At 60.7% G+C, this 17646-nt stretch carries 16 protein-coding genes; 9 read left to right on the top strand and 7 right to left on the bottom strand.

Translation table 11 applies throughout. The features are described from left to right. The first annotated feature begins 260 nt into the window (after window positions 1–260). On the top strand, window positions 261–2363 hold the full coding sequence (locus BUB62_RS04915) for a M13 family metallopeptidase (RefSeq protein ID WP_073106909.1): 2103 nt from the start codon (window positions 261–263) through the stop codon (window positions 2361–2363). Between the two features lie 348 nt (window positions 2364–2711). Here the strand turns inward: BUB62_RS04915 and BUB62_RS04910 are convergent, their stop codons facing one another. After that, on the bottom strand, window positions 2712–4772 hold the full coding sequence (locus tag BUB62_RS04910) for a S9 family peptidase (protein WP_073106907.1): 2061 nt from the start codon (window positions 4770–4772) through the stop codon (window positions 2712–2714). Window positions 4773–4962: 190 nt separating this feature from the next. Here BUB62_RS04910 and BUB62_RS04905 point away from each other — a divergent pair, with 190 nt between their 5' ends. From BUB62_RS04905 to BUB62_RS04875, 7 genes are all read left to right on the top strand, one after another. Further along, window positions 4963–5868 carry a LysR substrate-binding domain-containing protein gene (locus BUB62_RS04905; protein WP_073106904.1) on the top strand — a complete coding sequence of 302 codons (906 nt, stop codon included), beginning with the start codon at window positions 4963–4965 and terminating at the stop codon, window positions 5866–5868. Window positions 5869–6047: 179 nt separating this feature from the next. Then, on the top strand, window positions 6048–7076 hold the full coding sequence (locus BUB62_RS04900; RefSeq protein WP_073106902.1) for a YeiH family protein: 1029 nt from the start codon (window positions 6048–6050) through the stop codon (window positions 7074–7076). 159 nt (window positions 7077–7235) lie between these two features. Further along, window positions 7236–7481, top strand: coding sequence for a hypothetical protein (locus tag BUB62_RS04895; protein WP_073106898.1), 246 nt, complete (start codon window positions 7236–7238; stop codon window positions 7479–7481). Between the two features lie 126 nt (window positions 7482–7607). Continuing rightward, on the top strand, window positions 7608–8336 hold the full coding sequence (locus BUB62_RS04890; protein WP_073106896.1) for a hypothetical protein: 729 nt from the start codon (window positions 7608–7610) through the stop codon (window positions 8334–8336). A 55-nt stretch (window positions 8337–8391) separates the two neighbouring features. Continuing rightward, window positions 8392–9486, top strand: coding sequence for an SHOCT domain-containing protein (locus BUB62_RS04885; RefSeq protein ID WP_143164032.1), 1095 nt, complete (start codon window positions 8392–8394; stop codon window positions 9484–9486). A 54-nt stretch (window positions 9487–9540) separates the two neighbouring features. Beyond that, window positions 9541–10599: a DUF3089 domain-containing protein gene (locus tag BUB62_RS04880; protein ID WP_073106891.1), complete on the top strand. Its 1059-nt coding sequence runs from the start codon at window positions 9541–9543 to the stop codon at window positions 10597–10599. A 49-nt stretch (window positions 10600–10648) separates the two neighbouring features. Then, window positions 10649–11278, top strand: coding sequence for a DUF6624 domain-containing protein (locus BUB62_RS04875; protein ID WP_073106889.1), 630 nt, complete (start codon window positions 10649–10651; stop codon window positions 11276–11278). Window positions 11279–11347: 69 nt separating this feature from the next. Here BUB62_RS04875 and tsf read toward each other — a convergent pair whose 3' ends face one another. The 4 genes from tsf to rplM form a co-directional block, all read right to left on the bottom strand. Continuing rightward, window positions 11348–12184 (bottom strand): translation elongation factor Ts, encoded by an 837-nt coding sequence (tsf, locus tag BUB62_RS04870; RefSeq protein WP_073106886.1) that lies wholly within the window; start codon window positions 12182–12184, stop codon window positions 11348–11350. Window positions 12185–12342: 158 nt separating this feature from the next. Continuing rightward, window positions 12343–13110: a 30S ribosomal protein S2 gene (gene rpsB / locus BUB62_RS04865; RefSeq protein ID WP_073106884.1), complete on the bottom strand. Its 768-nt coding sequence runs from the start codon at window positions 13108–13110 to the stop codon at window positions 12343–12345. A gap of 18 nt (window positions 13111–13128) precedes the next feature. Further along, complete coding sequence (gene rpsI / locus BUB62_RS04860) at window positions 13129–13515, bottom strand: 30S ribosomal protein S9 (protein WP_073106882.1); 387 nt, start codon at window positions 13513–13515, stop codon at window positions 13129–13131. A gap of 42 nt (window positions 13516–13557) precedes the next feature. Then, window positions 13558–14010 carry a 50S ribosomal protein L13 gene (gene rplM / locus BUB62_RS04855; protein WP_073106880.1) on the bottom strand — a complete coding sequence of 151 codons (453 nt, stop codon included), beginning with the start codon at window positions 14008–14010 and terminating at the stop codon, window positions 13558–13560. 200 nt (window positions 14011–14210) lie between these two features. Here rplM and BUB62_RS04850 point away from each other — a divergent pair, with 200 nt between their 5' ends. Next, window positions 14211–15692: a hypothetical protein gene (locus BUB62_RS04850; protein ID WP_143164031.1), complete on the top strand. Its 1482-nt coding sequence runs from the start codon at window positions 14211–14213 to the stop codon at window positions 15690–15692. A 9-nt stretch (window positions 15693–15701) separates the two neighbouring features. Here BUB62_RS04850 and BUB62_RS04845 read toward each other — a convergent pair whose 3' ends face one another. Then, a complete protein-coding gene (locus tag BUB62_RS04845; protein ID WP_073106872.1) occupies window positions 15702–16415 on the bottom strand; it encodes an RluA family pseudouridine synthase in 714 nt (237 codons plus the stop codon). 35 nt (window positions 16416–16450) lie between these two features. Next, the gene (locus BUB62_RS04840; protein WP_317041375.1) at window positions 16451–17539 is read right to left on the bottom strand and encodes a sensor histidine kinase; all 1089 of its coding nucleotides are present in this window, start codon (window positions 17537–17539) and stop codon (window positions 16451–16453) included. Window positions 17540–17646 lie beyond the last annotated feature (107 nt).

The following is a 17646-nucleotide window of genomic DNA, read 5'->3' as shown; positions in this document are numbered from 1 at the left end:
GATCTTGCGAGAAGTGAGGAGGGCACGAAACTCATCACAAATCTGAGTTTCATGAACCTCTTGGTCGGCGCATCTGACGACCAAGAGGAATTTGCCGGGGGCACCGGCTAGGAAGAGCCTCGTTTTGTTTTGCTGATTATTCCGGATTGGGTAGCAAGCTGCTAACCCTTATGAAGGTAGGCTGGTAGCAGTCGGCCTGCACCGCACCAAAAAGCAACTACCTTCGCCCTGCTTACTTTTCTGTCCAAATTTTTCTTTTCATGAAGCAATTGTACCTCGCAAAATCTGCAACCCTTACCATCGCTCTGCTGGGGCTCTGGACGGGCATGGCTCAGGCCCAAAACACCAAGCTTAAAACCAAGTCCGGGGCGGGCAAAGTGAAAACGACCGTTCCGATGGGCAGTCCATCGGGGGCAGGCATCTCCGTGGCCAACCTCGACCCGTCGGTGAAACCCTGCGACGATTTCTACCGGTACGCTTCCGGCACGTGGCTGAAGAACAACCCGATTCCGGACGCTGAGTCGAGCTGGGGCGCGGGCAGCGAACTGGCCAGAAACAACCGGGCTATTTCGCTGCGCATCCTCAACCAGGCGGCTGCCGACCGCACCGCCAAGCCGGGCTCGAATGCCCAAAAGGTAGGTGACTTCTACGCTTCGGCGATGGACTCGGCCGCCATCGAGCGGGCCGGGCTGAAGTACCTGCAGCCGCACCTCGACAAGATTGAGGCCGTGAAAGATCTGGCCGGCGTGCAGCGCCTGCTCGCCAACCCCAAATCCCACGTGGGCAACTCGTTTTATGGGTTCAGGGTCATACAGGACCTCAAGCAGAACGACGTGTACATGGCCTTTTTCAGCCAGGGGGGCCTCACGCTGCCCGACCGCGACTACTACCTGAAAGACGACGCGCGCTCGAAGACTATCCGGGCAGCGTACCAGACGTACTTGGTGAATACGTTTAAAATGCTGGGCGACAGCCCCGCCACCGCCGAAAAGAACGCGGCTACCGTGCAGCGCCTCGAAACCCGCTTGGCGCAGGCCAGCCGCACCCGCGTGGCCATGCGCGATATACAGGCCATGTACAACAAGCGCACCGTGGCCCAGCTCACCCAGGACTACCCCAACCTAAACTTCCCGGAACTGCTGAAGCTGAATGGCTTGGGTTCGGTGCAGGATTTGGTCATCGCGCAGCCTGAGTTTGCCAAGGAGCTGAACACCATGATGAGCAGCGAGCCCCTGGCCGACCAAAAAACCTACATGCGCTGGCATTTGGTCACCTCGGCCACACCGGCCCTGCCCAAAGCGTATGTAGACGAAGCCTTCAACTTCAACAAGGTGCTGAGCGGAGCCAAACAGCAGCTGCCCCGCACGCGGCGGGCCCTGGCCGCTACCGATGGCGCCCTGGGCGAAGCCTTCGGCCAGCTGTACGTGGACGAGGCCTTCCCGCCGGCCGCCAAAGCCCGCGCCAAGGCGTTGGTGGAAAACCTGCGCGCCGCCTACGCCGAGCGCATCCAGGCGACGGAGTGGATGAGTGCATCCACCAAAGCAGCAGCCCTGAAAAAACTCAATGCCTTTGTGGTGAAGATTGGCTACCCCGACAAGTGGAAAGACTACTCGACCCTGAACGTGAGCCGCGAAAGCTACCTGAATAACATGTTTGCAGCCGCTGAATTTGCCTACCAGGAGAATCTGAAAAAGTACGGCAAACCGGTAGACCGCACGGAATGGACCATGACGCCCCCGACGGTAAATGCCTACTACAATCCGGTGCTGAATGAGATTGTGTTTCCGGCCGGTATTCTGCAGCCGCCGTTCTTCGATGCCAAGGCCGACGACGCGGTGAACTACGGCGGCATTGGCTCTGTGATTGGCCACGAAATGACCCACGGCTTCGACGACCAGGGCCGGCAGTTTGATGCCCAAGGCAACCTGAAAGACTGGTGGACCAAGGAGGACGCCGACAAATTCATGGCCAAGGCCGCCGTGGTGGGTCAGCAGTTCGACGCTTATTCCCCGCTTGACTCGGTGCACGTGAACGGCAAGCTCACGATGGGCGAAAACCTGGCCGACCTCGGCGGCCTCACCATTGCCTACGCGGCGTTCATGAAAACCCCGCAGGCCAAAGCCGGCCAGAGCATCGACAGCTTCACGCCTCAGCAGCGTTTCTTCCTGGCCTACGGCCAAATCTGGCGCCGCAACCAGCGCCCCGAATCCGTGCGCCAGCAAATCCAGACCGACCCGCACTCACCCAGTCAATACCGCACCATCGGTCCGTTGCAGAACATGCCCGAGTTCCACACGGCCTTCGATTGCAAGGAAGGCGACAAGATGGTACGCCCGGCTGCTACCCGCGCCAAAATTTGGTAAGCGTCAACGCCTGCGGAGGGGAGCCGTCACGTATTGCCCCTGCCGCGGGTTAGTTATTGAGACAAATGAAACGAGCGGGCCAAGCGGTTCGCTCGTTTTTATTTGCCTAGTCGCCGATGTGCCTTCTGCGTTAGGCTGGTGCTTTTTGCGCTTTAACCGTTCACAAAAGCGGCGGTTTACAGTTAACACAAGCGGTATCTTTCGCTCAACCTTCTATGGTTCCTGTTTTCTGAGAAGCCACCAGCAATACTAAAAAAGCGTTCCGGCCATAAGCCGGAACGCTTTAGAAAATTTGGGTAAAGTTCGCCGCAATGCCCTGATAGGCTTTTCGACACCAAGCGGAATGGTCTATTTGGCGGTAGGTGCCGCGCCTTCCGTCTTGAGCGTGCGGCCCAGCCACTCGAAGAACACGCGCTGCCAGAGTACGGCGTTCTGGGGCTTCTGAATCCAGTGGCCCTCGTTGGGGAAGTACAGGAAGCGGCTGGGGATGCCGCGCAGCTGGGCCGAGCCAAAGGCTTCCATGCCCTGGCCCTCGGGCACCCGGAAGTCCTTGCCGCCGTGAATAACCAGAATCGGGGTGTCCCACCGGCCCACAAACTGCTGGGGGTTGAACTCGGTGTAGCTCTTGTGCTGGGGCATTTCCCAGGGCGCGGCCCCGATGTCGTGTTTGGCGAAGAACATTTCCTCGGTGCTGGGGTACCAGCTGGTCAGGTCGAACAGGCCGGCGTGGGCAATGAAGGTTTTGAAGCGGCCCTCGTGGTGGCCGGCCAGGTAATACACGGAGTAGCCGCCGTAGCTGGCCCCCACGCAGCCGCGCCGGTCCTTGTCCACGAAGGGTTCCTGGCTCACGGCGTCGATGGCGGCGAGGTAGTCGCGGATGGGCTGGCCGCCCCAGTCGCCGCTGATGCTGTTGTTCCACTCGGTGCCGAAGCCGGGCAGGCCGCGCCGGTTGGGGGCCACCACGATGTAGCCGTTGGCGGCCATGAGCTGGAAGTTCCAGCGGTACGAGAAGCTCTGCGTAATCGGGCTCTGGGGGCCGCCCTGGCAGTAGAGCAGGGTCGGGTATTTTTTGGCTGGGTCGAAATCGGGCGGGTAGATGACGTACACCTGCATCTGCTTGCCGTCGGTGGTGGTCACGCGGCGGTCCTCCACGCGGCCCATCTTCACGCCGGCCAGCTCATCTTTGTTGATGGTGGTGAGCGGGGTTTCGCGGCCTGTTTTCAGGTCGAGGCGCACCAGGTCGGCGGGGCTGCCGATGGTGGTTTTGCTGGCAATGGCCGTGCTGGGGCCGGCCAGCTCGAAGCTGTTGTAGTTCTGGGCGCCGGTGGTCAGCTGCCGGATTTTGCCGCCCTTGCTGCTAATGCTGAACAGCTGATCGGTGCCCTGCGTCACGCCGTTGAAATAGATGGTTTTACCATCCGGGCTCCAGCGAATATTGCCCGCGGCCTGCTCCGAGCCCTGGGTAATATCCTGGCGCTTCTTGGTCTTGAAATCATACACCACAATGCCGTTGCGGTCCGACTCGAAGCCGGGGGTGCCCATGCTCAGCCAGGCTATTTTGGTGCCGTCGGGCGAGAAGGCAGGCTCGGTGTCGTAGCCTTCCAGGCCCAGGCTCAGGTTCTCGGTTTTGCCCTCCCGGATGTCGTAGAGGTAAATATCAGAGTTGGTGCTTTCGGCCTCGGCCTTACCCGTGAGCTTACGCGAGGTGTAGGCCACCGAATAGCCATCGGGCGAAAAGGCCAGCTGCTCGGAACCGGCCACCGGCTGCAGCGGGGCGTCGAACTTCTCACCCGCCATGGCATCCTTGCCGTAGCCGGTGGGCTTGCCGTCGGCCCCGATGGGCTGGAAAAAGACGTGCGTGGCCTTAAAATCATCCCAGCTGCTCCAGTGCCGGTAGTTCAAGTCGTCGATGAGGCGGGCGTCGGCCTTGGGTAAGTCAGGATACCAGTCCTTGATTTCCTTGCCGGTTTTCACGTCCTGGGTGTAGAGAATGAAATTGCCCTTGGGCGCGTATTTCAGGTTCGCAAGCCCTTCATCCGGGAAAGCGCTGAGCTGCTCTTTGCCGCTGCCGTCGGCGCTCATGGCGTAGAGCTGGTCGGTGCCGCCCTCACCCGAGATGAACGTGAGCTTGCCGTCGGGCCGCCAGTTCAAGGTGTTTTCTGAGCCGGGCGTGGCGGTGAGCTGCCGCACCGGGCCGCTGGCCACGGGCACGGTGTAGATGTCGGCGTTGCCCTTGTTGTCGGTTAGTGAATAGCGCGTCACGGTGAAAGCCACGGTCTTTTTATCCGGCGATACCTGCATTTCGCCCAGGCGGCCGAGCTGCCAGAGCTTTTCGGGGGTCAGGCCGCTTTGCTGGGCGGCGGCGGCCAGCGGCAGGGCCAGCAGCGCGGTGAAAAAGGGTTTTTTCATGGGGAAGACGGGAAGGAATTGAGGCCGGCAAGGTAAGCGCGGTTTTGGGAACTGTCATGCTAAGCTTGTCGAAGCATCTCTACCGCAGCAGTAATCAGAATTCCTTTGGCAGTCGAGATGCTTCCACAAGCGGACGCCAGATCAAGCATGAGGTTCTTTCAATCATCATAAACCAACCTATCTTGCCCTCATGCCCGATTTCCGTCTGCGCGTCTTTCAATCGGTGGCCCGGCACCTCAGCTTCACCAAGGCAGCCCAGGAGCTATATGTCACCCAGCCCGCCATCACCAAGCACATTCGGGAGCTGGAGCGGCAGTATGGGCAGCGCCTGTTTGAGCGGCGGGCGGGCCGCGTGAGCCTCACCGAAGCCGGCCGCCTGCTGCTGCTGCACGCCGATCAGGTAGAAGCCTTGCACCAGCAGCTCACTGACCAGCTGCACGGCCTGCACGACGAAACCGCCGGCCGCCTGCGCCTCGGAGCCAGCACCACGCTGGCCCAATACGTCATTCCGGCCATTCTGCCCGCGTTTCAGCAGCGCTATCCTCACGTTGGGCTCACGCTGCTCAACGCCAACTCCGAGCAGATTGCCGAAGCCCTGCTCCACGGCCACATCGATCTGGGCTTCGTGGAGGGCCAGGTGAAAACCCGCGACCTGCACTACGAGCTGCTGCTGCACGACGAGCTGCTGGCCGTGCGCAAAGCCCGCCCCGTCGGTTCGCCCGCCCCGCCGCTTTCCTTGGCCGAAGTGCTCCGGCATCCGCTGGTGCTGCGCGAGCGGGGCTCGGGCACGCTGGAAGTACTGGAATTTGCCTTACGGGCGCACAAAATCAAGCTCTCAGAGCTGCCGGTGGCCTTTTACCTCGACAACACGGAAGCCATTAAAGCCTACCTGGAAGCGGCCCCCGACTGCGTGGGCTTCGTTTCGCGCCGCGCCATTGCCAGGGAAGTGGCGGCCGGCGAGCTGGAAATAGTGCCCGTGCCGGAGCTGCACCTGCCGCGCCGCTTCGAGGCCGTATGGGTGCAGGGCCAGCCGCTTTCCGCCCAGGCCCAGCGCTTCCTCGCCCACGCCCACCGGAGCCTGGAGGTGGTGATTTAGCGACTTAGTGATTTAGTGAGTTTTACGTTCTGGCTGCGCAAGTGGCGCAGTTGGCGCAAAAAGAACAACAAACTCACTAAATCACCAATTACCTAAAGTAATTGCCTATAAGTATTTTTGATTATCGATAGGGGTGGGGCAGGCGTACTTTTGGGGTCTTATTTGCTGCTGCCGCCCCCATGAAAACCGCCCGCCCACCGCACCCCACTACCGACTCCGCTGAGGCTGGAGAAACTGCTTTTTCGGTGTTTCGGCGGCGGTCTTTTCTGGTTTTTGGCTATGCCCTCACGCCGCCGATGCTGGTATTCGGGTTGGCGCTGGGGCTGTGCCTCACGCCCTGGGGCTCGCCGCCGCTGGCGCTGGCGCTGGGGCTGGTGGTGGCTCTGGTCTTCGGCAACCCGTGGCCGGTGCAGAGCCGCAAGTATACCAGCAAGCTGCTGCAGTGGTCGGTGGTGGGGCTGGGGTTCGGCATGAACGCGCATCAGGCCCTGCAGGCCGGGCGCACGGGCCTGCTGTTCACGGTGGCCTCTATCGTCGGCACGCTGGGGCTGGGCTTTCTGGTGGGCCGCTGGCTGAAGATTGACCGCAAAACCTCCCACCTTATTTCCTGCGGCACGGCCATCTGCGGGGGTAGTGCCATTGCGGCCGTGGGGCCGGTGCTGCGGGCTGAGGAGTCGCAGATGTCGGTGGCGCTGGGAACGGTGTTCATTCTCAACTCCGTGGCGCTGTTCCTGTTTCCGGCCCTGGGCCACGGGCTGCACCTCTCGCAAAGCCAGTTTGGCCTCTGGTGCGCCATTGCCATTCACGATACCAGCTCAGTAGTAGGAGCCGCCAGCCACTACGGCCCCGAGGCCCTGCAGATTGCCACCACCGTGAAGCTGGCCCGCGCCCTCTGGATTATTCCCGTCAGCCTGGGCACGGCCTTCTTCTTCAAAATGCCCGGCGCAAAAGTGAAGCTGCCGTACTTCATTCTGGGCTTCGTGGCGGCCATGCTGCTGAATACGTACGTGCCTGCTCTGCACGCGCTGGCTCCGCTGGCCGTGTATCTGGCCAAAATCGGCCTCACGCTCACGCTGTTTCTGATTGGCGCGGGGCTGTCGGCGCAGGTGCTGCGCTCGGTGGGCGTGCGGCCCTTCGTGCAGGGCATTCTGCTGTGGTTGATTATTTCCACGGTGTCGCTCTGGGTAATTTTGCACACGGTAGCGTAAGCTCGCAACTGGCGGAAGTCTGAGCCAGCGCAGCTGGCGAGATTTCCAGCCGCCTCACGAATTCAGTCTCCAGACTGACCACCAGCGCCGCCTTGCGCCATCGGCTGGTTGCGGCCGCCTGCCTATCTTCGCCCGTTCAATTCTCCTACCACCGCCACCATGCGCCAGCTCGCCGATATTCCGCACCCGGATGTCAAAATCACGCTCTTCTCCTGGAACGGCAAATACCTCATCAAGCTCGAAAAAGGCCAGCTGGAGCAAACCTACAAGGTGAGCGAAATGGACGTGACCAGCGAAGCCGACGTACGCCAGCTGCTCGATGCCGAGTTCGTGGCCGCCGCCGTGCAGCGCTTCGCCCAAATGCGCCAGGACCTGCAAGCCGCCTTCGACCGCCATGAGCTGTGAGTTAGTGACTTAGCGAATTAGTGAGTTTTGTTCGGCCAGCGCAGATCAGCGCAGATAAAACATCAAACTCACTAATTCGCTAAGTCACTAATTCACCATTTCACTATCTCACCACTCCCTGCTCTTATGAAGTTCTTTGTTGTTTTTCTGCTTGTTGCCAGCGCCCTGTTTGGGTCGGCTGCCAAAGTTCAGGCCCAGCTTTATGATGTGCGTACCAGCACCACCAACTTCGAGCGCAAGGAGCGCGACGCGGTGAAGGTGCAGGTGGAAGGCACCGCCGCCTGGACGCGCGACTTCTGGCAGTCGTGGCTTAAAGACACCTACAACATTCGGGTGAAGGGCGGCGGCGTGCTGGGCCTGGGCAAAAGCGACCTGCTGGTGGCCAAGCAAACCCCGGCTTCCAGCGTGTCGGGCAAGCTCATCGACCTGTACTCCACCGTCACTTCGCCCTCCGACAGCACCTCGGAGCTGTCGGTGTGGGCCGCTTTCGGCCCCGATACGTTTTTGAGCCCCGACAAAAACGCCACCGAGTTTGCCGCCCTGCGCACCATCACCCAGAGCTTCGCCAGCGCTGCCCGCCTCAAAGCCTACCGCGAGCAGATTGCCGAGGCCGAAAAGCAGCTCAAGGAAGCCGAGAAGGAAAAGGAAAAGCTCGAAAAAGAGCGTACCAGCCTGCAGGCCAGCACTACCAGCAACCTGGCCCGCATCGAGGCGCTCAAGCAGCAAAACATCAGCAACACGCTCAAGGCCCGCGAAGACTCTGTGAAGCTCGTCAGCAACGCCCAACAGCTGGATCTGCGCAAGCTGCGCCTGCAGCGCAAGCGTGACCGAATGACGGGTTTGGAGCGTAAATAAGCCATTTGTCAGCCGCCATCATCGTTTTTTCGCGCTGCTCTTTACGGACATGGATATGGACAAAGACCCTTCGCCCCTCGATACCCTGCGTCAGCTCAAGGAATGGCTCGATGCGGGCACCATCACGCCCGCCGAGTTCGAAACCCTGAAGCGCAAGCTGCTTTTCAGCGAGTCGGGGGAAGGCGCGGCAGAAGCGCCGGCTGCCGCGCCGCCGCCTTCGGCTACCAGCGCCCCGCTTGAGGAGCCGCTGCTGCCGCCCATAATGCCGCCACCGGCCGCCGTGCCGCCCGTAGCACCGCCCAACGCCCCCGCCCCGCCTGCCGAAACCTTCAGCCGCCCCATCGAATCGGGCCGGCCGGGAGCTTCGCCCAGCGCCGAAGACGAGTACGATACCGAAGTGCCGGCCGTGGATATGCCGTATGTGGCCCCGGCCCGCAATCCGCTGGCTACCATTCTCATCGTGGGCGGCATCGTCGCGCTGCTGGCCTTGGTGGCGTATCTGATGCTGGGCAACCGCGAATCGGAGCGGCTCAGCAGCATCAGCCGCACCGAGGCCGACGGCCAGCCGGTGACTCCCGAAACCGGCCCCCAGGTCGAGCAGATTGACCCGCCGCCCGCCGCCGCACCCGAAACCGTGCGCGTGACGCCCGCCGCACCACCTGTTGTCGCGCCAGCTCCCGATTCCGGCCGCACTACCGCGCCGCCCGCGCCCGCCGAGGTGCCGCCCACCGAAGCGCCCGCCCCCGACGACAGCGCCGTACGCAGCCGCATTGAAGGTGTGCTGGCGGCCTACTACGAAGACCTGAAAGCAGCTCCCTTCGATGCCACGCAGTATTTCGCGCCGAGTGTAGAGCGTTTCTATACGCTGCAGAACACCACGCCGGCCGCCATTGGGGTCGAGCTGGCCCGAAGCCATTTTCCGGAGTTTCTGGAGGCCGAAACCCAGATCGAGCCCGGCAGTATGCAAATCAGCGAGCCGGTAAACGACGGCTCGCGGGTGGTTACGTTTCTGGAGAAAAGCCGCGCCCTGCGCCAGTCGTTGCAGAAGCACCAGCAGGTACGCGCCCAGGTCCGCATCCGCTTCGACCGCAACTTCAAAATCAAGTACCTGCGCCAGGAGCGCCTGCTTGAGAATACCTTCACCGATTAGCCGCCAAAGCCGGCCGCCGCTACCCGGTCCGCCGCCCGCAAGCGCCTTATACCGATGCTTTTATTCCCGTTAGCCCGCCTTGCGCGGCCGATGCTGGGGCTGCTGCTCACCGGCATCAGCGCCTGCACCCAGATAATCAAGCCCGGCCGCCAGTTCACGGCCTACCAGCCCGCACCCGGCCCCGATTACGCGCTGCCCGCCAGCTGGGCCGCTCTGCCCAGCCGCCTCGACTCCGCCGACGCGGTTCCCCGCCACACCACCCTGCGCGACCAGCAGCAAACCGCCCCGGCAGATGTATTCTACGTGCACCCGACCACCTTTTTCCGGCGCGAATCCTGGAACGCCAACCTGGCCGACGAGCGCCTGAACCGCTTCACCGATGCCAGCGTCATCCGCAAGCAGGCCAGCGCCTTCAACTCCGCCGGCCGCATCTTCGCCCCGCGCTACCGCCAGGCCACGCTCTATTCCTTCTTCGATGATGCGCAGAGTACCAACGGCCGCCAAGCGCTGGAGCTGGCCTACGGCGATGTGAAAGCAGCTTTTCAGTACTATCTGACGCACTACAACCAGGGCCGCCCCCTCATCATCGCCAGCCACAGCCAAGGGACCTTCCACGCCACGCGCCTGCTCCATGAGTTTTTCGACAACGACCCCAAGCTGCGCCGGCAGCTGGTAGCGGCCTACCTCATTGGCTTCAAAGTCAAGACCGACGAATACCAGACTTTGCGTCCCTGCGCCGACTCAACCCAAACGGGCTGCTACGTAGTCTGGAACTCGGTGGAGTGGGGCAACGAGTATCCGCCCTTCGCCGGCGGCGTAGCCACCAATCCGCTTAGCTGGACGCTCGACACCGTAGCTGCTCCCGCTTCCCTGAACCGCGGCGGTGTGCCCTACGGCTTCGACCGCCTCGACACTGCCGTAGTCGATGCCAAAGTGCACGACGGCCTCGTCTGGATTCATCCGCCCAAGCCGCTGGGCTATCCGCGCTTCCTGCTGCCCGGCCAGCCCCAGCTCCGCCACTCTTTCCACATCGCCGATTATGGGTTGTTTTACCTGAACCTGCGCCAGAACGCCGAGGCACGCGTGCGGACGTGGCAGCGGCAGAATCAGTAGAAAGGGTATATTTAGCCGGTTGCTTATTAGCTGGTTATACCCTCTCGATATGAAAACCTTGGTTGTTTTTCTGGCGGCGCTGGCCTTTGGTGCGCCGGCTATGGCGCAAACAGTGCCCGTGCAGTTTCCCCGGCTCAGCCGCATGCTCGATAGCCTGGCTGACGCCGACCAGCGACCCATGCAGGAGCTAATGCGCAGCAAGCTTCCCGACAGCACCAGCAAGCGCCTGATAGCGGAGCAGCACGTCATCTTTGCCCGGCACCAGCCCGTGCTGGAAGCCATCCTGAAAAAGTACGGCTACCCAGGCTTCAAGCAGGTAGGCGAAAAAAGCGCCGGCAATTTCTTCCTGCTCGTGCAGCACGCCGATGCTCATCCGGAGTTTCAGCGGCAGGTATTGCAGCGGATGCGAAAGGAAGTGAAAGCCAAAAATGCCAGTCCGCGCAGCTACGCCTACCTCACCGATCGGGTGGCCGAAGCCACCAATCAGCCTCAGGAATACGGCACCCAGGTCATCTACACTGGACCCGGCATCGGCAAGGCCGCTCCCAGGTCATTGCGAGACCCCAAAAACGTGAATAAGCGCCGCGCTGCCCTCGGCATGGAAACGCTGGAAGAATACCTGCGCAAGAACGACCAGATTCACGAGCAGATGAACACGCCGAAACCGGCGGGCCTGTAGCTGCCACTCCACAAAAAAGCCCCGCCGGCACACTGCCAGCGGGGCTTTCTACTTGTCTAAACCAAAAGCTTAGGCACCGATAGCTACGCGCTTGAAGTCGGTGACCGTCATGCCTTTCGACGTTTTGTCGAGCAGCTGCGCAATGGTCATCGAGTTGTCTTTCACGAACTCCTGGTTCAGCAGGGTGTTTTCCTTGTAGAACTTGTTCAGCTTGCCCTGAGCAATTTTCTCCAGCATCGCCTCGGGCTTGCCTTCAGCACGCGCCTGCTCTTTGCCGATTTCAATTTCGCGTTCCGCAATAGCCGAATCTACACCGTCTTTATCAACGGCAACGGGCTTCATGGCTACAATCTGCATGGCTACGTCGCGACCAACGGTGGCGGTGTCGGCACCACCCACGTTCTTCAGGCCCACGAGTACGCCTTTCTTGTTGTCGGAGTGGATGTAGGAAGCTACTTTTTCCGCGGTCAGCGTAGCGTAGGTTACGTCCAGCTTCTCGCCGATTTTGCCCATCAGGTCCGTGATGTGCTCCTGAATGGTCAGGCCGTCATCTTCTTTGGCAGCCAGTACTTCTTCCTTGGTGGTAGCGTTGGTACGCACGGCGGCATCCAGGATGCGCTGTACCAGCTCGCGGAAGTTAGCCACTTTGGCTACCGACTCGGTTTCGCAGGCCAGGGCAATCAGCTTGCCGTTGGTGCCGTCTTCGCTCACGCTTACGGCTACAAAGCCTTCCGACGTTTCGTTTTCGGCGCGCTTGTCGGCGATTTTCTGACCCTGCTTGCGCAACAGGTCACGGGCAGACTCGAAGTCGCCATCGGCTTCGGTCAAGGCTTTTTTGCAATCCATCATGCCCGCGCCAGTCATGGTGCGGAGCTTGTTCACGTCTGCGGCAGTAATTGCGGCCATTTTTCTTAGGAGTTAGTAGCTGGAAGCTAGGAGTTAGAATGAAATGAGAGAGGAAGCCCAGAAAGAAGCTAGGAGCCAGGAACCGGAATCGAATGGGCTTCTTGCCGTCATCACAACTCCTAGCTCCTGACTCCTAGCTTCTAGCTTCTCAAAAAAGACTATTCGTCAGCAGCTTGTTTTTCCTTGATGCCTTCGTCTTCCGACTGCTTCTTGTCGGCTTCGTCCTTGTCGACTTTGCGCTCCGACAGGCCATCTTCGATAGCCTTGCTGATAACGCCAACAATCAGTTGGATCGACTTCGAGGCGTCGTCGTTAGCCGGAATCGGGAAGTCAACCAGCTCGGGGTTCGAGTTGGTATCAACCATAGCGAATACCGGAATGCCCAATTTCTGAGCTTCTTTCACGGCAATGTGCTCGCGCTTCACGTCGACTACGAACAGGGCGGCGGGCAGACGGCTCAGGTCGGCAATGCCACCGAGCACGCGCTCCAGCTTCTCCCGCTCACGCGACATCATCAGTCGCTCACGCTTGGCAAGTGCTGCGTAGGCCGTGTTTTCCTTCACCATCTTGTCGATGGTGCTCATTTTCTTCAGCGACTTGCGAACCGTGGCGAAGTTGGTGAGCATGCCACCCAGCCACCGGTCGGTGACGAAAGGCATTTTCAACCGCTTGGCCTCTTCCGTCACAATCTCCTGCGCCTGCTTCTTGGTAGCGACAAACAGGATTTTCCGACCGCTCTTGGCGATGTTGCGGATAGCCTGCGACGCCTGCTCGAGCGAAACGAGGGTTTTGTTCAGGTCAATGATATGGATGCCGTTCTTCTCCATGAAGATGTACGGCGCCATTTTCGGATCCCACTTGCGCGTAAGGTGACCAAAATGGGACCCCGCGTCGAGCAGATCTTTATAGGTGGTGGACTGAGCCATGATATATTTCCTCTGGGATTAGCGTTTCGAGAACTGGAACGAGCGACGGGCCTTGCGCTTGCCGAACTTCTTGCGTTCAACCATGCGGGGGTCGCGCGTCATGAAGCCTTCTTTCTTCAGGGCGGGGCGCGTTTCGGCGTCCTGCTCTACCAAAGCTTTCGAAATAGCCAGACGGATAGCTTCGGCCTGCGCCGAGATACCGCCACCGCTCACGTTCACTTTGATGTCGTACTGCCCGAGTTTCTCGAGCGTAGCGAAGGGCTGGTTCACGATGTTTTCCAGGAGCTCATTGCCGAAATAGGCTTTCATGTCCCGGTTGTTGATAGTGATATTCCCTTGCCCGGCCTGCATGTAAATGCGGGCCACCGAGGTTTTTCTTCTACCAGAGGTGTTGAGGATGTCCATTTAATGAAACGAATTGAGGAAAAAAGAGAAGCCGGCTTCGGCTTACAGGTTCGTCAGGTCAACAGCTTTCGGCTGCTGGGCGGCGTGTGGATGCTCGGCACCTTCGTACACGAACAGGCTGCGGAACTGCTCGCGGCCCAGACGGTTGTGAGGCAACATGCCACGTACGGCGTGCTCGATAACGCGGGTCGAGGATTTCTCCATCACTTCGCGCATCGATTTACGCTTCTGGCCACCTGGGTAGCCCGAGTGCGATACGTAGATTTTTTCGGTCATCTTTTTACCCGTTACGCGCAGTTTGTCGGCGTTGATAATGATAACCGAATCGCCGCAATCCGAGTTGGGCGTGAACGAGGGCTTGTGCTTGCCGCGGAGGATATTGGCAACCTGGCTGGACACGCGGCCCAGAGTGTTGTCGCCAGCATCAATCACGACCCAGCCCTTGTTGGCGTTGGCTTTGTTGACGGATACCGTCTTGAAGCTCAGATGATCCATTGGGGAGTTGAGTAAGCGTTTGAAAATGAGACAGAACCCGGCAAGGGTTCGGGAAAAACGGACACAAAGTTACCTTCTTTTGCTTACGAAGCAAAGGGATAGGCAGAATTATCCGCTTAAAGCTCTTGCTCTTACCCGTGCGGGCCGGGGCCGCGGCGTTGCGGGGCGCGGTAGTATCTTTCGGCCTTCCAGCCCCTGCTATGCCTGCTTCTCCTGTGTTATCTGCCCCCGAACCCGCCGCGGCGGGGCGGCGTCCGGCGCTTCTGCTGCTCGCAGCCCTCTTCGGCTTATCCGTGCTTTTCGCCGTGGGCACCACCACTACCTACGATACCGGCGACAGCATAAACCACTATCTGTACAGCCGCTACGCGTTCCGGCATCCGGCAAACTTCCTGGAGTCCTGGGCCAAGCCGCTGTTTGTGCTGCTCACGGCCGGGCCGGCGCAGTTGGGGTTTGTCGGCATTAAGCTATTCAACTGCGCGGTGGTGGCCGCGGCGGCCTGGCTGGCCTACCGCGTGGCGGCCCGGCTGCGGCTGCCCTGGCCCTGGCTGGCCGTGCTCTTCACCTACGCCGCCCCCGACTATTTCCGGATTCAGTTTTCGGGCCTCACCGAGCCGCTGTTCAGCCTGATTCTGGTGGCGGGCGTGTGGCTGGCGTTCAGTAACCGGACCGGCTGGTCGGCGGCGGTAATGTCGTTTTTGCCGTTTGTGCGCTCCGAGGGCTTTCTGCTGCTGGGCGTGTGGGCCGTGTATCTGGCGCTGAGCCGGCAATGGCGGCCGCTACCGCTGCTGGTGCTGGGCTACTTAGTGTATAGTGTGGCCGGGCTGCTGGTGTACGGCGACTTTCTGTGGGTTTTTACGCACAACGCCTACCCGTATCGGGCCACGCAGTACGGCCACGGCGACATCACGCACTACCTCACACACTTGCCCGGAGTCATTGGGCTGGTGCTGTTTGTCTTGTTCTGGATGGGAGGAATCCGGGTCCTCAGCCAGTGGCTGCGCCCGCGGTTTCGGCCGCAGCCCGACCTGTTTCGGGCCGAGCTGCTATTGATTTATGGCAGCGTAGTGGTGTACTGCGGAGCCCACACGCTGTTCTGGTGGCAGGGCATTTTTGCTTCGTTTGGGATGGTGCGCGTGCTCAATGCCATGGTGCCGCTCATGGCCATCATTGCCCTGAATGGGGTGCAGGCGCTGGCGCTACTGGCCAAAAGCGCGCGGGGGCAGCAACGGGTGCGCCTGGGCCTCACGGCGGCGGTGGTGCTGTTTCTGTTCACCGGGGCCCGCACGGCTTTCCGCTGGCAGCGCGACTTCACCAAAGCCGCCGACGTGCGGCTGGCCGACAAAGCCGGGGCCTGGTTTGCCGCCGCGTATCCGGGCCCTAAGCCTATGGTAGTCACCGAGCACCCTTACCTGGCCGAAGCGCTGCAGATTGATCCGTTCGACAAAACGCAGCGGCGCAACATCAGCTTTCTACGCGCCCGCCAGCCGGAAGGCCCGGTGCCGCCGGCCGGCTCCCTTATTTTCTGGGATGACTGGTTTTCGGTCATAGAAGGTGGCGTGCCGCTGAGCCGGCTCCGGCACAACCCGCAGTACCGGCTGCGCTGGCAGGGAGCCAAAGCCAGCAACCTGACCCACCCGGATGCCGATTCGTGCCATCTGGCGGTGTTCGAGCGGCTGTAATGCCTAACGCTAGCTGTACTGCCGCAACGTGTCTACCAGCACCCGGAAATCCTTCGGGTACGGGGCTTCCACGGTGATTTCCTCGCCGTTGAGGCGGCTGAAAACCAGCTTGGCGGCGTGCAGGGCGAAGCGCTTGATAAAGGGCTGCTCTTCCTCGCCTTCCTTCACGTTGAACTTCTTCTTCAACGACGACAGGTAAAAATCCTCGCCGCCGTACATCACGTCGCCCACGATGGGGGCCTGCAGATACATCAGGTGCAGCCGGATCTGGTGCATACGGCCGGTGATGGGCACGCACTGCACCAGCGTGTGGCGGGCAAACTGCTCGAGAGTGGTAAAGTAGGTTTCGGCAGCCTTGCCCTTGTAGGCCAGGCGGGCCTTGCCCTTGGTAGTGGTTTCGATGCTACGGTCCACCAGCTGGTTGTCGAAGCGGTGAGTGCCCCAGGCTACGGCGTGGTAAAGCTTTTTCACCTCGCGGTTTTCAAACTGCATGGAGAGGTGACGGTAAGCTTCGGGGTTTTTGGCCAGGGCCAAAGCTCCGGAGGTTTCCTTGTCGAGGCGGTGGCAGGCCTGCGCGTCGTCGGCGTACTGGCGGGCCATGCGCAGGATGTTGGGCGCGTTGCCGAACCGCTCGTCGAGCGTGGCCAGGAAGGGTGGTTTGTTGATGACGATAAAATCGTCGTCTTCAAACAGAATAAGGTCTTGGAAATCGGGGAGCTTCATAGAGGCCGCAAAGGTACGGCGAAGACTTGGGAAGCCTACGCCCCGGCTTCGGGCGCGGCGGGCGCGGCCTGCGGCAGGCGCGGCTTGGGCAGCTTAAACTCCAAGGTAGTGCCCAGCCCCGGCTCGCTGTGCACCCGAATGGTGGACTTGTGGGCCTCCACGATGTGCTTGCTGATGGCCAGCCCCAGCCCCGAGCCGCCCGAGTCGCGCGAGCGGCTTTTATCAATGCGGTAAAACCGCTCAAAGATGCGGTTCTGGTGCTGCTTCGGAATGCCGGCTCCGTCGTCGCGCACCGAGACTTTAACGCTTTTGCTGCTCTCAATCAGGCTCACGGTCACGTGGCCGCCTTCCTTGCCATACTTCACCGCATTGTCGATCAGGTTGATGAGGACCTGCCGGATGCGGTTGCGGTCGGCCAGCACGCGCACTGCCTCGGTGGCCAGCGAGGGCGGAAACAGCTCCAGCGTGACCTGGCGCTGCCCGGCTTTCTGCTCCAACTGCTCAAATAGCTCGCGCACCAGCGCGGCCAGATCGAAGGCCTGCCGCCGCATCCGCACCACGCCTTTTTCGAGCTGCGAAATGGTGACCAAGTCCTGCACCAGCGCATCCAGCGCGTCGAGGCTGGTGGCGGCTTTGGTGAGGAACTTCTGGCGCAGAAACTCGTCGTCCACGTCGCCGTCGAGCACGGTGTGCAGGAAACCTTGGGCGGCGAAAATCGGGGTTTTCAGCTCGTGCGACACGTCGGCCAGAAACTCGCGGCGCAGGGCCTGCAGGCGCTTCAGCTCGTCTATTTCCTGCTGCTTGCGCTCGGCCATCTGCACTATCTCGTCGCGCATGCGCTTCAGCGGCTCGGGCCGAAACAGAAACTTGTTCGACAGCTTGCGAAACTCCTTGCGCTTCACGTTTTCGAGCCCGGCGTAGATGTTGTTGATTTCGCGGAAAATAAGCGCCTCAAACGCCAGATACACTAGCAGAAAGCACGCCGCCAAGGTGATGCCCGCTGCCAGCGCCCCGTTTTCCAGCGTCATAGAAGGAACCAGCCAGGCCAGCGTGGTCAGCACACCCGCTACCAGGAAAGCAATGATGATGGCAATGGTGCGAGAGGCGAGGTTCAAGCGAAGCACGACGAGAGTGAGCTATAAAAATACGTTATCCTGAGCTTGGGAGAAACCCTGCATCCGTGGAGCAAATTGCTTTTCGGCGTGGCAAAGTCCTTCGCAAGCTCAGGATG

It is taken from the genome of Hymenobacter daecheongensis DSM 21074 (assembly GCF_900141805.1).
GTDB lineage: Bacteria > Bacteroidota > Bacteroidia > Cytophagales > Hymenobacteraceae > Hymenobacter > Hymenobacter daecheongensis.
This window is presented reverse-complemented; position numbering and strand designations above follow the sequence as displayed.